This is a genomic window from Chloroflexota bacterium, assembly GCA_016235055.1.
Taxonomy (GTDB): domain Bacteria; phylum Chloroflexota; class Anaerolineae; order JACRMK01; family JACRMK01; genus JACRMK01.
In genome coordinates, this window is record JACRMK010000028.1 from 1 (window position 1) to 19,288 (window position 19,288).

The window sequence follows — 19,288 nt, forward strand, 5'->3', positions numbered from 1 at the left end:
CCAAGGATCGCTTTCGCAATTTCGCCGCGGGGTTGTCAGACCTGGTGATGAGTATTGCTACCGCATTGCATAACTTTCGCCGGACCAGACGACGCTATCGCCACAAGCGATCCAATGCCTATTTTGAATAGAGTCTATTAGTCATTTGGTGCGGCGCTCTAACTCATCAGGACGCCGCCATCGATATTGATGGCCTGTCCCGTCATGACCGACGCTTCGCGGCTGGCCAGGTACACGGCCAGCGGCGCGATCTCGTCCGGTTCGAGCCGCCGGCCGATCGGGGTGCTGCCGGCGGCGACCGCTTCGAGCGTCTTGCCGGTGCGTTGAGCGTCGTACGCGATGCGCTTGTCGTTCATCAGCGTGTGTACCGGCCCGGGGCAGATCGCATTGACGGTGATGCCGTGCGCGGCGGTCTCCATGGCCAGCGTGCGGCTCAGACCCAGCAGGCCGTGCTTGCTGGCCGAGTATGCCGCGCCGTGCATGGTGCCAACCTTTCCCGCGATCGACGCCACCTGGATGATGCGCCCGTGCCGTTTGGCGATCATCGATGGCAGCACCCACTTGCAGAGCAGGTAGGGCACGGTCAGGTTGACGTAGAGCGTGCGGTCCCAGAACGCGTCGTCGAACTCCAGCACCGGGCGCGGGTCGGCGCTGCTGCCGATGCCCGCGTTGTTGACAAGGATATCGACGGGACCGAGCGCAGACACGGCCTGGTCGTAGACTCCCCGTGCTGCGCCCGGCTCGGACAGATCGGCTACCAAAGCGATGCATCGCCCGCCCGCCTGGCTGATCGCCGCGCTGACTTCGGCCAGTTCCGCTTCCGCGCGGCCGGTCACGGCGACGTGCGCGCCCTCGGCGGCGAATGCCAGCGCGATCGAGCGGCCCATGCCGCGGCTGGCGCCGGTGACGAGTGCGACCTGGTTTTGCAGTTTCATGCCGGCGCCCGCTTTCTGATTGTGACGACCGTTATACTGTTTTGCGTTGAGCATGTCCTAATCCACTGTCATTCTGAGATGGTCCATACCGGCGGCGGTATGCGATGCGGCAGAAACTTGGGCGCGGAATTTCCAAGTCGTCATGCCGGCGAAAGCCGGAAGCCAGAGGTGTTGACCCTGGGCCCCGGCTTTCGCCGGGGCGACAACCTGCGACGGTTTATCGCCGGACTTGGCGAAGTTTCTGAGCAGTGCAGAGGCAAGGCCGATGGAGTGCAACACGCTTCGCGCGCGAAGAATCTGGGATGCAGCATTTCAGATGCTTCGCGCGCGTAACGAGCCGCAGGACATAAGCCCTGCCTTCGCGCTTCATCCTGTGCCCGCCGTGGACAGGACATACATGACGGATTAGGACATCCATAAATCGAAACGGTATTATTTCTTCACGTACTTCTCGATGATCGGCGCCAGCAGGCCGCCGCCGCCGTTCTTGGCCAGGTTGCCGCCGTCCATCGGAATGATCGCACCGGTGATCCAGTCGGCCGCGTCGGACGCCAGCCAGAGCGCCAGGCCCTTGATGTCGTCCGGTTGGCCGAAGCGCCCGCGCGGAATGCCGTGCAGGAACGTATCGCGCAGGTAGGGGTCCACTTCCATGCGATGCTCAAGGCCGCCGCTGCCGAGCACCTGCGCGGGGAGGATGCAGTTGACGCGCACGCCGCGCCCCGCCCATTCCGTGCTCAGCTCTTTCGTCATGTGGATGACCGAGGCCATCGCCATGCCGTAGATCGCCTGTGTGCGGCCCAGCGAGGACCAGCCGGCGATCGAGCCGATGCTGATGATGCAGCCCTTGCCCTGCTTGAGCATGCGCCGCCCGGCCTGCTGCGTGCAGTAGAAGCGACTGATGACCAGATTGTGGAACGTCTTCTGCACCTGTTCCAGCGTCATGTCCTCGGCCGGGCCGGCGTACGCTTCGCCGGCGATGTTGCCGAGAACATCGATGCGCCCCCCAAACTCTTTGTCGATCGTCTCGTAGACCTTGTCGATGTGCGCGATGTCGGTCATGTCGCCGGAAAACGGAATGGCTTTGACGCCCAGCTTTGACAGCGTGTTGGCCGTCCGCTCGTTACCCTCCGCGTTGCGGTCGAGCAGCAGCAGATTGGCGCCGGCCTCGGCAAAGGCGGTCGCCGTCGCGCGGCCCATGCCCTGGGCGGTGCCCGTCACGGCGGCCACGCGGCCGCTCAGATCAAACATGTTCATGCGATTCGCTCCTCAAGCGATGTGCGGTATGCGCGGAGCAAGCGGCCCCGCCCCGTCCCGTGTTAGTGCGCGCCCGGTTGGCGTGCGGCGTTCCACGCCTCGTACTCTGCCTGCGCCTCGTCGTTCAGTGGATAGTATTTGCGCAGATCGCCACCCTCGGCCAGCTTCATGCGCGTGAACTCTTCCCATTCGTTCTTCTCACCGGCCAACTTGGCCACCTCCGGCGCGAGCTTCACCGGCACGACGATCGCGCCGTCGTCGTCGGCCATGACGATGTCGCCGGGCATGACCAGCACGCCCGCGCACGCCACCGGCGCATTGACGGCGAACGGCATGATGCCGCCCTGCCAGCCGTGATTGGGCGTCACGCCGCGCATCCAGATGCCGAGCGCGAGCTCCTGTGCGTGAGTCCAGTCGCGCACGCAACCGTCGATCACGACGCCAACGCCGCCGCGGCCTTTGAAATAAGTGAGCATCATCTCGCCGAAGACGCCCGAGGCCATGTCGCCGCGCGCATCCACCACGATCACGTCGCCGGGCTGGGTGTGGTACATGGCGTGTCGGTGCAGTTGGAGCTCGGTGTCGGCGTACTCGCTGTTGGCGCTCATGTCCTCGCGCTTCGGCATCCACTGCAGCGTCAGTGCCGGGCCGACGACGCTCCGGCCTTGGTGCCAGGTGGTCAGCCCGCGCATGTGTGGGTTCTTGATGCCCAGCTTGTACAGTTCGCCGCTGGCCGTGGCCGTGCCCACGGTGCGCAGCGCTTCGATCAGCGCTCGGTCGGGACGGACAATATCGGGTGTGGTGATCATAGGGTTGTGGGGTGCGCTGCTGTGCCGGCGTCGCGCGGGAGTCAGTCCCGCGGTCTGAAAGGGAATCTCGGCTTGACGGTCGGATTGACGATGTTTTCGGGCGGCGGCAGGAATCCGTCCAGCATGGCGGTCAGGTTCTGCACGCCCGCATCGAACATATCGAACTTGGCCTGAATGGAGCCGCCGGCGACGTGCGGCGACAGGATGACATTGTCGCGGCCGGCCAGTGGATGCACGGGTGGCGCGATGCGATCGACAAAGATGTCGAGCGAGCCGAACGTGTCCAGCCCGGCGCCGCCCAGCCGCCCTTCGTCAAGCGCCCGCTTGAGCGCGGCCTCGTCGACCAGCATGCCGCGCGACGTGTTGATCAGGCAGGCGGTCGGCTTCATTTTGCGCAGCGCCGCGTCGTCGATCATGTATTTTGTGGTTGGGGTCAGCGGCACGTGCAGCGAGACATAGTCGGACTCGCGCAGCACGGTGTCGAGGTCGGTCATCTCCACGCCGAGCGCGTGCGCATCGGCGCGCGGCGCGTTGACGTTCTGGCGGGTGGCCAGCACGCGCATGCCAAAGCCGCGCGCGCGGCGGGCGGTGTGCACTGCGCTGCGGCCGAAGCCGATCAGCCCCAGGGTGCACGCGCTCATGCGCGGGATCGTGGCGGTCATGCGCCGTGCCGCCACCAGCTCACCGTCGGTCATGGCGCGCTGCATGACGGCCAACTGGCGGTTCAGCGCCAGCATAATCGCCATGACGTGGTCGGCCATCTCTTCAATGCAGAAGTACGGCGTATTGGCGACCAGGATGCCATGCTCGGTGGCGCGCGGCACGTCGATCTTGTCCGTGCCGGTGCCCATGCGCGCGATGGCGCGGCATTGGCCTGCCGCGAGCGCATCCACGACCAGCCGCGGCATCGGTGTGCCGACGACAATCACGATGTCGGCGTCGCCGGTCTGCCGCGCGATAGCGGCGGGGTCTTCATCCGGCACCTCGACGATGCTCAACCCCGCGGACCGGTAGCGCCCCAGTTCATACTCGCCTGGGAAGAAAATCCTGGCGGTCAACCGCACGAGTTTGAATTGCGAATAGTCGGACATTGTTCAGTGAACTGTGAACAGTGAACCGTGAACAGTGATTGCATACCGTTCACGGTTCACTATTTACTTGCTGTTAGCCCTTCGTCGCGCCGGCCGTGATGCCGCTGACGAAGCGGTCCGTGAAAAAGAAGTACAGGATAGCAATCGGCAATGATGACACGGTGGCGGCTGCCATCAGTGGCCCCCACGAGAAATAGTCGCCGCCGATGAATACGCCGACAATCCCGTTCGTCAGCATTTTGTTATCGCCGCCGCTCACAAAGGCGATCGCGTAGAGCAGTTCGTTCCACGAAGCCGTGAAGGAAAAAATGGCCGCGGTGATGATGCCGGGCATCGCCATCGGCAGCGTGATGCGCACAATCGCGCTGACCCGGCTGGCGCCATCCACCATGGCGCACTCCTCCGGCTCGTGCGGCACATTGGCGAAATAGCCGCTCAACAGCCAGGTGCAAAACGGAATCAGGAAGGTGGGGTACGTGAGCCATAGCGAGGGCAGCGTGCCCAGCAGCCCCCAGCCGTTGAGTATTTGCGCGAGCGGCACAAACAGGAAGGTGCGCGGTGCGAGATAGGTGATGAACACCAGCGTGCCGGCGATCGCCGCGCCGCGAAAGCGCAGCCGCGCAATGGCAAAACCGGCCATGACGGAAATGGTCACCGCGATCGCCGTGGTGGCGACGGAAACGGAGAAGGTATTCCAGAACCAGGTAAAAACATGCGGCGTTCCGAACAAGGTGCCGTAGTTCAGCAGGTTCGGTCTTTCCGCCAACAGGAAGTTGCCGCTGAAATCGTAGATATCCTTCTCGAACTTCAGAGAGGAGATAAACCCCCAGTAGAACGGAAACAGCAGGATGAAGCCCACGCTCGCCAGCAAGAAATAAAAGGGCGTCGCCCGGAAGGCTTTGCGGGAATGTCGCGCAAGGTTCATGGTAGTTAGTTCGCCTCCTGGCGGCGCACGCTGATCAGCGAGGCGATGACCAGTAATATTAACAGTGGAAACATCGTCATAGTGACTGCGGCACCCAGTCCAACGAACCCGGAGGAGAACGTCAGGGTGTACGCCGTCAGCGAGAAAAGGGTTGTGGCGTCGTTGGGTCCGCCGCGCGTCAGCAGGAACGGCAGGTCAAAATCGCCCAGCGTGCCGATCGTGGAGATGAGCGACACGATAATGACAACGGGCAGAATCATCGGAAAGGTGATCTGCCAAAACGACTGCCAGCGATTGGCGCCGTCGATGCGGCTCGCCTCCAGAATCTCCGTCGAAACGCCCTGGATCGCCGCCATGAAAGTGATCCCGAAGAACGGCACGCCGCGCCACACGTTGACGTATATGAGCGATGCCATCGCCCATGTCTCTTGCCGCAAGAAGGGGATCGGCTCGGAGAGCAGGTGCAGCTTGCCGATGAGCACTTCGTTGACGATGCTGAACGCCGGGTGATAGATCCAGGACCAGATCATCGTGCTGAAGACGGTCGGCATGATCCACGGCAATAAGAAGAGCGCCTTCGCCGCGCGCTGCCCCACAAACGGGCGGTTGAGCATGACGGCGAGCACCAGTCCCCCGCAAAACTTCAAGACTAGCGCGAACAGCGTATACACGAGCGAGTTCACGACGGTCTTGGAAAACAGGTTGGTGCCCAGCAACTTGGCATAGTTTTCCAGGCCCGTAAAGTTCGCATCGGCGCCCATCTGCTTGTCGGTGAAACTGAGAAAGACGGCGTAGAAAAACGGGTACGCCATCATCACGGCCAGAAACACAAAGCCGGGTCCCAGCAGGATGTAGCCCAGCGAGGATTCTTTGTGCAACAACCCGGCCACGATAGAACTCAGCGTGCGGGGCTGCGCTTGAGGGGAAGGGGTCATCGGTTTCACCCGGCGAAATCTCGGTGTGACCGGGTGCAGAGCGCCCGGGTGTGCATAAGCCCACCCAGGTGTTCTGCACCCGGCGGAGTGACGAACCTAGCTGAGCAACTTCAGGTCGGCGATGTCCTTGAGGACGCCGTCGAGCGCCGCGCGCGCGTTGCCCGTTGAGCAGGCTTGCGAGAACAGCTTGCCGATGATGATCTTGTCCTGCATGAGCGAAGACAGCTTGGTCTGGTTCTTCAGGTTGTAGCCGGCCGGTAGCGCCAGCTTGAACATTTCCTTGGCAACCGACAGTTTCGGATCCGCGGGCCAGATCGGCTCGTTTTCGTACTTCGGCAGCATCGGCAGGATGTAACCCTGCCCGGCCTTGTAGAACGCACCGAGGTTCTTGATCGAGAAGAACTGCAAGATTAGGTCCTTGGCGGCGTCCAGATCGGCACCCTTCGTGTGGTTCAGAATGCCCCACCAGGGCAGCGTGGCTGCGCCAAAGCGCCCGGCCGGCCCCTTGGGCGGAATCGAGTGATTCATCGCCGCCGCCAGCGCCGGGTTGCTCTTCAACGCCGGCAGGTAGATCGTATTGACGTTGGGCGTCATCGAGATCTTGCCGGCCAGGAACGCGGCATTGTTGGCGCCGTCATCGTACGCCACCTCACCCGGGTCGCCGGCGTCCCGGTGCAACTGGATCGCGAACTCAAGGGCTGCAATCGTCTCCTTGCTGTCAAGCGCCAGCGAGCCGTCCGGATTGAACTCCTTGCCGCCAAACGCCCAAAGGAACAGGTACGGCGTTGCGTTGCCGTCGCCGGCGGCTTTGTCGGAGAACGTGATCCCGAAGGGGTGCCCCTTGGCTTTGAGCTTCTTGCCGGCGGCGAGCGCCTCTTCCCACGTGTCCGGGAACTTTTCGTATCCTTCTTCCTTGAACCAATCCAGGCGGTAGTTGATGAACCAGTTGTGCTGACCGATCGGCACGCCGATCCATTTGCCGTCTTGGACGGCATTGAACGGTGCGGCGGGCAGCCAGCCGCCGCCGGCGCTGCCGAGCGCTTCCGCCACTTCGCTTACATCCGCCAGGGCTTTGGCATAAGCCGCCGGCGGGGTGGCGCTCTGGATAATATTGGCCCCGCTCTTCGTCTCGATCGCGGTCTGAATCTTCGCGGGGAGGTTGGTGCCTTCCAGCTCGCGCGAGAATGTGACGCCGTTCTGCTTTGCCCAGTCGTTGGCGAAGTTGTCGATGACCGGGTCGAGTTCCGGCAGGAACGACCATGGGCCGCCGAGGAACTTCACGGTTGCGCCCTTGAGCACTGGCGGGGCCTTGGTGGCGCCGGCGGCGGGGGCCATGGTGGCTACGGCTGGCGCGGCGGTCGGCGTGGCGCCGCACGCCGCCATGATCGCGCTCAGCCCGGCCACGCCGCCGGCGGCGGCGGCGCCCTTCAGAAATTCGCGACGAGTAATAACGGGATGTTGCTTGGTGGACATTGAGTTTCCTCCTCCAGCCTGTGATTGAGAAAGGTCCGATTCCGCTGCTGCTGTTGTGCTTGGTTGTGCGCTGTCTGCGTGACACTGACGTTGACGTTAAGGTGTTGCCTCAGAATGGATGAGGCAATGAAGTCACCTCCCGCCCGGTGGGCTGCAAAAACATCGAAATAAACCTGACGCGCAAACTGACCTGCATCACCGCCGACTGCTTATCGGCTCTGCCTGAGCGCCGGGGATGGCAGGGAAGGCGGCAGTCGCCAGATCGCTCGCTGAGTGGGGGAACTCGGCCCAGCATACGTAGCCGCGAAACGCCCGTCGTGCAAGCAAGAGTATGAGCGTTGAGTTGCGAGCAATCCTAGCGTCCATCTCGGCCCGAATGACCGTGAATGACCGTGTAGTAGGCCACTCTGGAATTGTCGCGATTCTATCACGCTGACAATCAATTGTCAATTGGGTGATTGTCACTAAATGACAATCGGTTGCCGCAGTATACGTCGGTTCTGTCGAGGGCGATGACATCTATGCATCAGACGGCACGGAAGTGGCTTGCGGCCAGATGCTACCCCTGCCACAACATGTCGGCGAACTGCGTCTCAACAATCTGCCGAAAGGCGTCCACACGCTCGTCGGCGATGCGCAGATACGGCCGCCGCGTGCGATTGGCCGGTACCAGGAACGGCGACGAGGCCGAGACGGCCTTGCCGATGATGCCGTGCAAGTTGCCGCCATCTTCCAGCACGGCGCGTATCTGCGTGATGAAGGCGTGCATGCGCTGCTGGCGGTGTTTCGCCTGCTCCCAGCGCTGGTTCACGATATCGGCGTGCCAGTCCAGCATGTAGCGCGGGTTGAAGTTCACGAACCAGGAGTACACGCCGCGCGCCCCAAACAGCATGTATGGCGTCATGGCATGCTCGCCGGTGAAGTGGGCCACCTGCGGCGCGCACGCCATCAGGGTCATGAACTCGGGGAAATCCGAGCCGACGTGCTTCGTGCCGATGAAGTTCGGGATGTCCAGCAGTTCGACGTAGTCGGGGCCGCGCCGGTAGTTATGCACGCGCGGGGTGTTGTAGTGAATCAGCCCGAACCAGTCGGGCGCCGCGCCGCGGATATCCTGCCAGAAGGCGCGATACGATTCGGCCGTCATCGGCATGAAATACGGGTGGCCAATATGCGCGCCGAGGATGCCCTGCGCCGCGGCGTACTCGATGCGGTCAAGCATGCCTTTGGTGTTGGTCCAGGTCACGCCGACCATGGTCGGGAAGTTCAGCCGGCGCGTCTCTTCGGCGAACACCGCGACGATCTGCTTGAACTCGTCAAGCTCGATCGCGTAGAACTCGCCATCGCTGTCCGTCGTGTAGATGCCGTGCGCGCCGGCCGCGTGCAGCCGCCGGATGTTCTCGCGGAATACGTCGGCGTCGAAGCGGTCGTGCGCATCGAACGGCGTCGTAATCGCCGCCCAGATGCCGCGCAGATTGTCGCGCGTCAGGCGCTCGTGCATGGCATAGGTCATGTGATTTACTCCTTCGTTTGGTTGCCGGTCAGGCCGGCCAGTGCCCTGGTTGCGCCTGCGTGCTCAGTTCGCGCATGGCGGCCTGCGCGGAGGCAGCGCGCCCGGTCGCAGTCATGCCGAGCGCCAGCAGGCCCAGCAGAGTGTCTTCGGACGAGGCGCACAGGCGGTAGTCACAGCCAAAACGCGCGACGATCAGGTCGCGCAGCACGGCGACGTGCTGCGCCAGGCCGCCGGAAAAGACGAGGCGGGTCCAGTCCCGCGCCGGCGACAGGCGGGTGGCGCAGGTCCAGTAGTTCGCGGCCATGGCGTGGAACGCCGCGCGGAACAGATGGCCGATGCGCAGATTGCCCTCGTGGATATGTGTGATCGCGCCGCGTTCGCCCAGCGGGCCGGGGAAGAACGCGAGGTCGATGGCGAGGTCGGTCTCCGGCGTTTCGGCGACGGCGCGGTTGATGACCGGCCACGGGTCGGCCGCCGGCATCTGCTGCGCGCTAGCCAGCTCATTCAGCAACCCCAGCAGGACGTTCAGCGAGCGTCCGGCGGGAATATGCGTTATCGTATTCAGAAACATGCCGTCGAAGAACGGCCGGACCTGGTACGGGCCAGGCGCGGCGCGCGGCGCCAACCGGCTGGCCTGCGAGCCAGTCGAGATATTAGACTCTATTCGAAATAAGGGATCCACCATTCTGAGCTTGTCGGAGCATGCGGAAAAGTGGCTAGTACCAGTGCTTTGACCGCATGCTTCGACAGGCTTACGATGCTACGTCGCTATTTCAGATAGAGTCTATTGATCGACAGTTCACCGGGGGCGATGAATGCACCGGCCAGCGCCGTCTGATGATCGCCGGCGGGCGCGTAGCAGGTCAGCCGCCGGCCATCGATCTCCAGCGTGCCGACCACCGTGCGCACATCGCCCAGCACCGGCCAGCCGATCGAACCCAGTCCCAGCCGCTCGAACAGATCATGATGCCAGTCGCCGCTCTCCACGTTGACCGCGCCGACGGCATTGGTGATATCGGTCGCCGGACGCGCGCCGCACAGGCGCCCGAGCACGAAGTCCGGCAGCGACGCGGCTATGGCGGCGTTCGCCGGCAGTTCGCCGCGCTCGCGCAGCCAGTACAGGAAACTGACCGGCAGACCCGGTCGTACTTCGCGGCCGAGTTGCCGCGAGTCAACATCGTCAATCATGCGCGCGAACCGGTCCCAGTAAGTGCTCTGGCGCGACGGATGCGGCATGAGCAGGCGCTGGTCGCGCCACGAGATGTAGTTCGATAGCGGCGCACCGTCGCGGTCGGACAGCACCAGTCCGCCCATCTGCCCGCAGGCGACAATGCCCTCGCAGCCCGGCGCGTTCGGCAGCAGCGCGCGAATGAGCGTGCGCGTGGCGTCGATGACGCGCTCGACATCGATTTCGCAGAACAGGTCGGGCAGGCCGCCAACCGGATCGGGGAACGGCAGGCGCTGCAGATGCGTGATAGACAGTGCATCAAGGTCGAGCACGGCCCCCTTGAGGAACGAGGTGCCGAGATCGATAGCCAATAGGGTGGTCATGGTCAACTGCTCTGTCGCGCGCGAACCCGTGCGCTCGGCTCCGATCGCATCATTCGAAAGACACGCTTCGCGGTAGAGGGAGATGCGGTCTGGGTCGCGTCGGTTGCTTGGGAGGCGGCGCTCGAGCGGGATGGTGGCGCGATTCTAACACTCCGAAAATCGATTGTCAATTGGAATATTGTCACTGATTGACAATCATAACCGCTAAATGTATACTCGCCGCCAAGCTTATAACGGATGACGGTGGCCGAGCCACGTTACAGGAGGAGTTCTTGTCGATGGAGAAGAAACCTACCTCTGATCAGTTGCTTTCGTTGTACCGCGTCATGCTGACCATCCGGCGCAGCGAGGAACAACTCGCCAAGATGTTTGCGGCCGGCCTGGTGCATGGTGCGTGCCATACCTACGTTGGCGAAGAGGCGGTGGCGACCGGCGTCTGCGCGCACCTGCGCGCTGGCGACATGGTCTTCAGCACGCACCGCGGCCACGGCCACGCACTGGCGAAGGGCGTCAGCCCCGGTGCGCTGATGGCCGAGCTGCTGGGCCGCGAGACCGGCGTGTCACGCGGGCGCGGCGGCAGCATGCACCTGTTCTCGCCGGAAGTCGGCATGATGGGCACCAGCGGCATCGTCGCGCCGTGCATCCTGCAGGCGACCGGCGCAGCCTACGCCTTCAAGCTGAAGGGGCTGGACAACGTCGGCGTCGCCTTCTTCGGCGACGGCGCATCCAACAACGGTGCATTCCACGAAGGCATCAACATGGCCGGGGCCTGGAAGCTGCCCGCCATCTTCGTGTGCGAGAACAACCTGTACGCCACCGAGATCGCCTATTCATCGGTGACGGCCAACCCGGAGGTCGCGACCAGGGCGGCCTCGTTCGGCATTCCGGGCGTCGCGGTCGACGGCAACGATGTGCTGGCCGTCTACAAGGCGGCGGAAGAGGCCGTGCGGCGCGCGCGCGCCGGCGAGGGCCCGACGCTGATCGAGTGCAAGACCTACCGCACGCGCGCCCACGCGGAAGGCATGCGCGATGCCGGCTACCGCTCGCAGGACGAGATCAACGCGTGGAAGCAGCGCGACCCGATTGCCACGTTCCGCAAGCATCTGCTGGAAGACGAGGACGCCGGCGAACCGGAACTGCAGAAGATCGAGAGCGATGTCGAATCCGGCACCGTGGCGGCTGCGAAGTTTGCGCAGGCAAGCCCGTATCCGGACCCGGCCACTGCGCTCACGCATGTTTTCGCTGAAGAGACTAACCGGTAGCGACCGCAGGCTGGACGCTCACATCTAGCGAGGAACCCCGATGCGCGAACTGACATACACGGCGGCCGCCCGCGAGGCGCTGACCGAGGAAATGGCGCGGGATTCAACGATCTTCGTGGTCGGCGAGGGGATCGGCCCGCGCGGCGGCAACTTTGGAACGACCCTGGGCCTGTATGAGTTGTACGGGCCAATGCGCCTGCGCGACACGCCGATCGCCGAGCGCGGCTTCATCGGCATGTGCACCGGCGCGGCGATGGCCGGCGCGCGCCCGATCGTGGACTTCATGATGGTCGATTTCATCCTCGACGCGATGGGCGAGATCATCAACCAGACCGCCAAGATGCAGTACATGAGCAGCGGCCGCATCAAGATGCCGATCGTGCTGCGCGGCAGCATCGGCATCGGCAAGGCGGCCGCCACGCACCACTCCGGCGCCTACTACTCGATCTTCGCGAACGTGCCAGGCCTGCGCGTCGTCGTGCCGACGACGCCGTACGACGCCAAGGGGCTGTTCAAGACGGCGATCCGCAGCGACGACCCGGTCATCTTCCTGGAGCACAAGTTGCTGCTGAACAACAAGGGGCCGGTGCCGGAAGAGGAATACCTGATTCCGTTCGGCCAGGCGGCAATCTCGCGCGAAGGGAAAGATGTGACCGTCGTCGCGATCGCGGCAATGGTGCAGGAAGCGCTAGCGGCGAGTGATGCGCTGGCTAAGGAAGGCGTGTCGGTCGAAGTGATCGACCCGCGCACCATTTCGCCGCTCGACATCGACACGATCCTCGCGTCGGTGCACAAGACCGGTCTCCTGCTCGTGGTCGACGAGACGCCTGCCATGTGCGGCGTCGGGGCCGAGATCGCGGCGCAGGTGGTGGATCGCGGCTTCGACGACCTCGATGCGCCGGTCCGCCGACTGAATGGCAGCGCGGTGCCGGTGCCGTACAGCCCGACGCTGGAAGGCGCGATGCTGCCGGGCGCCGGCAGCATCGCGGCCGCCCTGCGCGAACTGCTGGCCGAGTAGTGCGAAGCGCCGATCTGGCGCCAGGAGAACCCGGATGGCATACGAGATAGTCATGCCGCGCCTGGGCTGGACGATGGAAGAAGGCGTCTTCCTCGAATGGCTCATGCACGACGGCGACGCGGTAAAGATCGGCGACCTGCTGTGCCAGGTCGAGGGCGACAAAGCGGTCAACGAAATCGAATCGTTCGAGAGCGGCGTGCTGCGCATCCCGCCGGATGCGCCACCGCCCGGCGCGAAGATCAAAGTCGGGACACTGCTCGGTTACATCGTCGCGCCAGGCGAGACCGCTCCATTTGAGAAGGGCGGGGGCAGCCCGGCGACGGCCGCCGCTCCTGCACCTGTTGCGACGGCGGCCGCGCCGGCGACAACCCCCCAATCTGCCGCGCCGGCCCGCAGTAACGCGCCGACGATCAGCCCGCGTGCCCGGCGCATCGCCGGTGAGCTCGGCGTGGCATGGGAAGGCCTGAAGGGCAGCGGCCGCACCGGCCGCATTGTCGAGCGCGACGTGCGGGCAGCGTCGGCAGCAAAGCCCGCGGCCGTCCCGGCGAGCGGCCAACTGCGCATCAGTCCGCTGGCTCAGCGGCGCGCGGCCGAGCTTGGCGTGGATTTACAGCGCCTGGTCGCGGCGCAACCCGGCAAGCGGATCGAAGTGGCCGATATCGAGGCCGCAGCCGCCGCACAGCCGACCACCGACGCGACTGGGCCGCTCAGCGGAGTGCGCCGCATCATCGCCGAACGCATGGGCACGAGCGCGCATACGACCGCGCCGGTGACGCTGACGACGGAAGCCGACGCCACCGAACTGGTGCGCCTGCGCCGCGCGATTGCCGACGACTTGCAGGGCACCAACGCGGCGACGCCGACGTATAACGACCTGCTGGCGAAGATCGTGTCGGTCGCGCTGTCCGAGCATCCGGCGCTGAACGTCTCGCTGATTGGCGACGGGCTGGTGCAGCACGCGGCCGTGCACGTCGGCCTGGCGGTCGATACCGAGCGCGGCCTGCTGGTGCCGGTCGTGCGCGACGTGCAGAGCAAGTCGGTGCAGGCGATCGCGGCCGAGTCGGCGCGGCTGCTCGAGCAGGTGCGGGCCGGCAAGATCTCGCCCGACGACCTGCGCGGCGGCACGTTCACGATCACCAACCTCGGCATGTATGAGATCGACGCGTTCACGCCGATCATCAACCTGCCGGAGTGCGCGATTCTCGGCGTCGGGCGCATCGTTGCCCGGCCGGTCGTCGTGGACGAGGCGTCCGAGACGGTCGCCGTGCGCAAGATGGTCGCGCTCAGCCTGACCTTCGATCATCGCCTGGTCGATGGCGGGCCGGCGGCGCGCTTCCTGCAGCGCATCAAGCAATTAGTGGAGCGGCCCTATGCCTGGCTCACCCGCTAATTCGCCCGGCGTTCCCGATTACCTCGCCAGCCTCTACGATCTGAGCGGGCAGGTTGCGGTCGTGACCGGCGGCACCGGCACGCTCGGCGGCGCCATGGCGGTCGGCCTGGCGCGCGCGGGCGCGAAGGTCGGCGTGCTCGGCCGTCGCACGTCCGCCGCCGAAGCGCGCGTGAGCGAAATCGCGGCGAGCGGCGGCGAGGCGATGCCGCTGGTTGCCGACGTGCTGAACCGCGCCGCGCTCGACGCGGCCTGCCAGTCGGTGCTCGACCGCTGGGGCCGCATCGATATCCTGATCAACTGCGCGGGCGGCAACTCCACCGCCGGCACGGTCGCGGTCGACGGCTCGTTCTTCGACCTGACGCAGGACGGCCTGCAGAACGTCATCGACCTGAACCTGATGGGCACGCTGCTGCCGACGCAGGTCTTTGGCGCGCCGATGGCGCGCCAGCGCGCCGGCTGCATCATCAACATCTCGTCGCTGTCGGTGCCGCGCGCGCTGACGCGCGTGGTCGCCTACGGCGCGGCCAAAGCCGGCATCGAGAACTTCACGCGCTGGCTGGCGATCGAACTGGTGCGCAAGCACGGCCCGGGCCTGCGTGTCAACGCGATCGCGCCCGGTTTCTTCCTGGCCGAGATGAACAAGCCATTCATGCTGAACCCGGACGGCTCGTGGTCCGCGCGCGGCCAGGCGGTGATCGACCACTCGCCCAGCGGGCGCTTCGGCGACCCGCAGGAACTGGTCGGCGGCACGATCTGGCTGTGCAGCAAGTCCGCCAGCTTTGTCAACGGCGCCGTCATCCAGATCGACGGCGGATTCGGCGCATTCAGCGGCGTGTAGGCCGCAATTTAACACGGAGAAAACGACCGATGCCCCCCGTCAAGGAAATCACGATTCAGGCCGATGCCCTGCGCGACTTTGTGGCGCAGTTGTTCGCTCGAGCCGGCATTCCGGAAGCCGATGCGGCGCTCGTCGCGGACTCGCTGATCGAGGCCGACCTGCGCGGCGTGCACAGCCACGGCGTCATGCTGATACCGGGCTACATCGCGAACATTCGCGCCGGCCGCGTCAACAAGCAGCCGAAGCCGAGTATTGTGCGCGAGACGCCCAGCGGCGTACTGATGGACGGCGACAACGGCATGGGGCAGGTCATCGCCAGGCAGGCGATGGCGAAGGCGATCGAGAAGGCAAAGCAATCCGGCGTCGGCGTGGCGAGCGTCTTTCATAGCACCCACTACGCGGCGGGCGCGTACTGGGGCCTGATGGCGGCCGAGCAGAACATGATCGGCATTGTGCTGACCAGCGCCGGTTCGATCATCGCGCCGTTCGGCGGGCGCACGCGCATGTTCGGCACCAACCCGTGGACGATTACGGTGCCGGCCAAGACCGAGTACCCCGTCGTGCTCGACATGGCGACCAGCGTACTGGCCGGCGGCAAGCTCGCCTGGGCCGCGGTGCGCGGCGATCCGGTGCCGCCCGGCCTGGCGCTCGACAGCGAAGACCGCCCGACCACGAACCCGGAGCACGGCCTGGCCGGCCGCCTGCTGCCGTTCGGCGGCTACAAGGGGTACGGGCTGATGGTGATGGTGGACATGCTGGCGACGCTGCTGAGCGGCGCGGCGATCGGCCCCGAGGTGATGACGAACGTGCGCGGCGGGCAGGACCAGAACATCGGCCATTACTTCCAGGCGATCGATGTATCGGCGTTCATCGCGGTGGACGACTTCAAGGCGCGCGTCGACGACTATACGCGCATGGTGCGCGCCTCGGAACTGGAGGCGGGCAGCAGCCAGGTGCTGATGCCGGGTGAGCGCGAGTTCCGGCTGGCCGACCAGCGGCGCAAGGACGGCATCCCGATGCCGGTCACGATGCTGGCGCAACTGGAGAAGCTCGCAAAAGACCTGGGCGTCGCGCAGCCCTGGTAAGCAAACTGAATACGAACCCGTCGAAGCCCCAGGCTCCGGCGGGTTTTTGTTTTGCGGCGCACAATGCGGAGGCATAGCGTGTTGCCATGTACTTGCGACAGGGCATCGTTGATCCGTCGTCATGCCCGCGAAAGCGGGCATCCAGGCATGTTGACCCTGGGCTCCCGCATTCGCGGGAGCGACGGCGCGCGTTGCCGCGTAGTAATGCGCACTGATCTCGCTCTAATCTGAAAAAGACGTCCTGCCAGTCTATTTGACCTGCGGTTGCATAACTGTCATAATTGTGATGTTAGCACAGTTACATGACATTCGTTTCCATGAGGGGTTAATAGACGAAGGAGTACCATGGAAAAGACGATTGGCGCATTTGAGGCCCGGCGCAGTCTGGGCAAGCTGATCGAAGAGGCGTTCTACAAGAACGATGCCTTCATCATCGAGCGTTCGGGTCGGCCGATGGCGGTTATTGTGTCGGTCGAAGACTACGAGAAATGGCAGCGCCAGGCCAAAGACCGGCTGTTCGCGCTCGTGGACAAGGCGCGCAAGGGCGCAGCCGGCGTGCCTGCGGAGACGGTCGAGCGCGATGTGCGCGCCGCCGTGCGCGCGACGCGGGCAAAGCCCCGCCGCAGCAAAGCGGCAGCGCGGTAGACTGGTCCGCCCATGCGCGTCGTGCTCGATGTCGGGATCTTCGTCAGCGCCATCATACGAGCGGATGGCCATCCCTCGCAGATACTGGAAACGTGGCGCGACGGGCGCTTCGATGTGCTTTCGTCGCTGCCGATTCTGGACGATCTGCGCCGGGTGCTAGCCTATCCACGCATCCGAAAGCATCACCGGTTGACCGCTGGCGAGATCGATCAATTGGTTATCGCATTGGGCGATGCGGTCAGGTTGGCGCCGGATGTGCAGGCGTTGCAGGTTGTACCTGGTGACCCAGACGACGACAAGATCATCGCGTGTGCGGTCGCCGGAGACGCCGACTACATCGTCTCCGGCGATGAACACCTCTTGAGCATGGTTCATTACGAGGGAATACAGATCGTGTCGCCCAGGCGCTTCTTGGCGATTCTCGGCTAGAATGCGTTCTGGTCGTGCGCTGGCATACACATTTCGTTTGACGATGGACGATGGTTCACCCAACGAGGTAGACAGTGACTGACAACACCACGAATACCGGCTCCGCGTCGGAGATCACCCTCTGGGGGCGGCGCATCCACGGCCCGACGCTGCCAGGGCAGGGCATCCGCTGCAAGCGCGAGTCGGCGCTCTCGCCCGACGAGATCGCGGAAATCGCTACGATCATTGCGCGCGGCCGCACCGAGCGGCACTCGGTCGAACTGCCGGAGCGGCTCAAGACGCGGCACTGGCAGTCGATCATGGCCGTGATGGACGCGCTCAATGCGAAGCTGGCGTGGCCGCCGGCCGGCTGGAAGGTCGGCGCGGCCGCCGTCGAGATCCAACGCGCCGAGGGCGTGCCGGGGCCGGCGCCGGGCCTGCTGAGCCGCGACGGCGTGCGCGAAAGCCCGGCGCACATGCCGCGCCACCTGTTCATCAACTACCGCTGCTCGGAGTGCGAGTTCGCCTTCCGCATGCGCGAGGGGCTGCCGCCGCGCGCAACGCCTTACAGCGAGGACGAGGTCGCCTCCGCGGTCGAGGCGCTGGTGCCGGCGGTCGAAATCGGCGACACGGTCTTCGACGACTGGTACGGCGCGAGTGGCTACCAGGGTTCGTCGATGGACAACGGCGGCGCGGCGGCGTTCGTGTACGGCGCGCCGGTGCGCGACTGGCGGCGGCTCGATCTGGCGGCTGCCAAGATCGACCTGTACCTGAACGGCCAGTACATCAAGTCCGGCCACGGCCGCGCGGCGATGGGCAACCCGCTCACCTCGCTGACGTGGATGGCGAACTGGCTGCGCGAGCGCGGCCGCACGCTGCACGCCGGCGAGTTCGTCAGTACCGGCACCTGCACCGGGCACTTCTTCGCCGCGCCCGGCGACCGGCTTGATGTCGACTATGGCGCGATCGGCAAGGTCGTCGTCATCTACGAGTAGGGCGATGCCGCCGTTGAACGCTGCTATCGAGCCGGCCATGAGCGCGCCCGGGCCGCGCAGACGCTGGTGGTACCGGCACAATCCGGGAGTGACATCAACTGCGCAGTCACGCCGATTGATATCTGTCGTTCGCCGTGGTGATGAACAACCCAGGAGGCGTACACTTGAGTCAGCGACGGTTTGAGGGCAAGGTGGCGATTGTCACCGGCGCGGGGCGCGGCATGGGCCGCGCGATTGCAATGCAACTGGCGCGCGAGGGCGCCTCGGTCGTCGTCAACGACGTGCAGCCGGCGTGGGCGGAGACGGTCGCCGCCGAGATTGCGGCGGCGGGCGGCCAGGCGATCGGCATCGCCGCCGACGTCAGCCGCGAAGATCAGGTGGCGTCGATGGTCGCGGCGGCCGTGGCGCGCTTCGGCACGGTTGATATCCTGGTCAACAACGCCGGGATACTGGGCCACACCACGCCGCTCGAGCAGATCGCGGGCGACGAGTGGGATCGGATGATGGCGATCAACGTCAAGGGCGTGTTCAACTGCACCAAGGCGGTCCTGCCGATCATGCAGGCCAGGCGCTACGGCAAGATCGTCAACATGTCGTCGTCGGCCGGGCGCAGCACGAGCACGTTCGGCGGCGCGCACTACACGACCTCGAAGGCCGCGGTGCTCGGCCTGACGCGGCACACGGCGCGCGAAGCCGCGCCCTACAACATCAACGTCAACGCGACGGCGCCGGGCAGCATGGACACCGAAATGGTGCGCGAGCGGGCCACGCCGGAGCATCTCGCGTCCGAGGAACGCAAGATCCCGCTGCGGCGGCTCGGCACGGCGCAGGACGAGGCCAATCTGGTCGCGTTCCTCTGCTCGGACGAGTCGTCATACATTGCGGGGGCGACCATCGACATCAACGGCGCAGACCTGCTGATTTAGGCGGTAATGCTGTTTCAGTTTGATCATGTCCCCATACCTGGTGGTAATAGCGGTTGTCACCCCCTCATCCCCTGGCCCCTTCTCCCCCGCCCGCGGGGGAGAAGGGGAAAAGCTGATTGGGGATTGGCGCGGCGGCTTTGCCGCCGCGCCAATCCCCTTTTACTCACTCCCCCTCCCAGCTTCGCTGGGAGGGGGCCGGGGGGAGGGTGGCGATTGCTATACAGTGCTGACACATACA

Annotated in this window: 19 protein-coding genes; 9 read left to right on the top strand and 10 right to left on the bottom strand. The window is 64.9% G+C overall.

Translation table 11 applies throughout. The features are described from left to right. Positions 1-158: 158 nt before the first annotated feature. From HZB53_07155 to HZB53_07200, 10 genes are all read right to left on the bottom strand, one after another. A complete protein-coding gene (locus tag HZB53_07155) occupies positions 159-989 on the bottom strand; it encodes an SDR family oxidoreductase (GenBank protein ID MBI5877411.1) in 831 nt (276 codons plus the stop codon). Positions 990-1,367: 378 nt separating this feature from the next. Then, on the bottom strand, positions 1,368-2,189 hold the full coding sequence (locus HZB53_07160; GenBank protein MBI5877412.1) for an SDR family oxidoreductase: 822 nt from the start codon (positions 2,187-2,189) through the stop codon (positions 1,368-1,370). A 62-nt stretch (positions 2,190-2,251) separates the two neighbouring features. Further along, positions 2,252-2,998, bottom strand: coding sequence for a ribonuclease activity regulator RraA (locus HZB53_07165; GenBank protein ID MBI5877413.1), 747 nt, complete (start codon positions 2,996-2,998; stop codon positions 2,252-2,254). 41 nt (positions 2,999-3,039) lie between these two features. Continuing rightward, entirely contained in the window at positions 3,040-4,089 is a 1,050-nt protein-coding gene (locus tag HZB53_07170; GenBank protein MBI5877414.1) for a C-terminal binding protein, read from the bottom strand. Positions 4,090-4,162: 73 nt separating this feature from the next. Continuing rightward, positions 4,163-5,014, bottom strand: a complete 852-nt coding sequence (locus tag HZB53_07175) for a carbohydrate ABC transporter permease (GenBank protein MBI5877415.1) — start codon at positions 5,012-5,014, stop codon at positions 4,163-4,165. Positions 5,015-5,019: 5 nt separating this feature from the next. Next, on the bottom strand, positions 5,020-5,904 hold the full coding sequence (locus HZB53_07180; protein ID MBI5877416.1) for a sugar ABC transporter permease: 885 nt from the start codon (positions 5,902-5,904) through the stop codon (positions 5,020-5,022). A gap of 141 nt (positions 5,905-6,045) precedes the next feature. Then, positions 6,046-7,422 carry an extracellular solute-binding protein gene (locus HZB53_07185; GenBank protein MBI5877417.1) on the bottom strand — a complete coding sequence of 459 codons (1,377 nt, stop codon included), beginning with the start codon at positions 7,420-7,422 and terminating at the stop codon, positions 6,046-6,048. 559 nt (positions 7,423-7,981) lie between these two features. Beyond that, positions 7,982-8,932, bottom strand: coding sequence for a dihydrodipicolinate synthase family protein (locus HZB53_07190; GenBank protein MBI5877418.1), 951 nt, complete (start codon positions 8,930-8,932; stop codon positions 7,982-7,984). A gap of 28 nt (positions 8,933-8,960) precedes the next feature. Then, entirely contained in the window at positions 8,961-9,617 is a 657-nt protein-coding gene (locus tag HZB53_07195) for a hypothetical protein (protein ID MBI5877419.1), read from the bottom strand. A gap of 83 nt (positions 9,618-9,700) precedes the next feature. Then, positions 9,701-10,483, bottom strand: coding sequence for a hypothetical protein (locus HZB53_07200; protein MBI5877420.1), 783 nt, complete (start codon positions 10,481-10,483; stop codon positions 9,701-9,703). Positions 10,484-10,755: 272 nt separating this feature from the next. Here HZB53_07200 and HZB53_07205 point away from each other — a divergent pair, with 272 nt between their 5' ends. The 9 genes from HZB53_07205 to HZB53_07245 all read left to right on the top strand — a co-directional run bounded on the left by HZB53_07205 (position 10,756) and on the right by HZB53_07245 (position 19,050). After that, positions 10,756-11,745 (top strand): thiamine pyrophosphate-dependent dehydrogenase E1 component subunit alpha, encoded by a 990-nt coding sequence (locus tag HZB53_07205; GenBank protein ID MBI5877421.1) that lies wholly within the window; start codon positions 10,756-10,758, stop codon positions 11,743-11,745. A 40-nt stretch (positions 11,746-11,785) separates the two neighbouring features. Then, entirely contained in the window at positions 11,786-12,763 is a 978-nt protein-coding gene (locus tag HZB53_07210; GenBank protein MBI5877422.1) for an alpha-ketoacid dehydrogenase subunit beta, read from the top strand. A 34-nt stretch (positions 12,764-12,797) separates the two neighbouring features. Beyond that, the gene (locus HZB53_07215; protein MBI5877423.1) at positions 12,798-14,153 is read left to right on the top strand and encodes a 2-oxo acid dehydrogenase subunit E2; all 1,356 of its coding nucleotides are present in this window, start codon (positions 12,798-12,800) and stop codon (positions 14,151-14,153) included. Next, a complete protein-coding gene (locus HZB53_07220; GenBank protein ID MBI5877424.1) occupies positions 14,134-14,991 on the top strand; it encodes an SDR family oxidoreductase in 858 nt (285 codons plus the stop codon). Before HZB53_07215 ends, HZB53_07220 begins: the two co-directional genes overlap by 20 nt. A 29-nt stretch (positions 14,992-15,020) precedes the next feature. Next, a complete protein-coding gene (locus HZB53_07225; GenBank protein MBI5877425.1) occupies positions 15,021-16,076 on the top strand; it encodes an Ldh family oxidoreductase in 1,056 nt (351 codons plus the stop codon). A gap of 345 nt (positions 16,077-16,421) precedes the next feature. After that, entirely contained in the window at positions 16,422-16,721 is a 300-nt protein-coding gene (locus tag HZB53_07230; protein MBI5877426.1) for a type II toxin-antitoxin system Phd/YefM family antitoxin, read from the top strand. Between the two features lie 12 nt (positions 16,722-16,733). Then, positions 16,734-17,150 (top strand): putative toxin-antitoxin system toxin component, PIN family, encoded by a 417-nt coding sequence (locus HZB53_07235; GenBank protein ID MBI5877427.1) that lies wholly within the window; start codon positions 16,734-16,736, stop codon positions 17,148-17,150. A 74-nt stretch (positions 17,151-17,224) separates the two neighbouring features. Further along, entirely contained in the window at positions 17,225-18,124 is a 900-nt protein-coding gene (locus HZB53_07240) for a fumarylacetoacetate hydrolase family protein (GenBank protein ID MBI5877428.1), read from the top strand. Positions 18,125-18,288: 164 nt separating this feature from the next. Next, positions 18,289-19,050, top strand: a complete 762-nt coding sequence (locus HZB53_07245) for an SDR family oxidoreductase (GenBank protein ID MBI5877429.1) — start codon at positions 18,289-18,291, stop codon at positions 19,048-19,050. Positions 19,051-19,288: the final 238 nt, after the last annotated feature.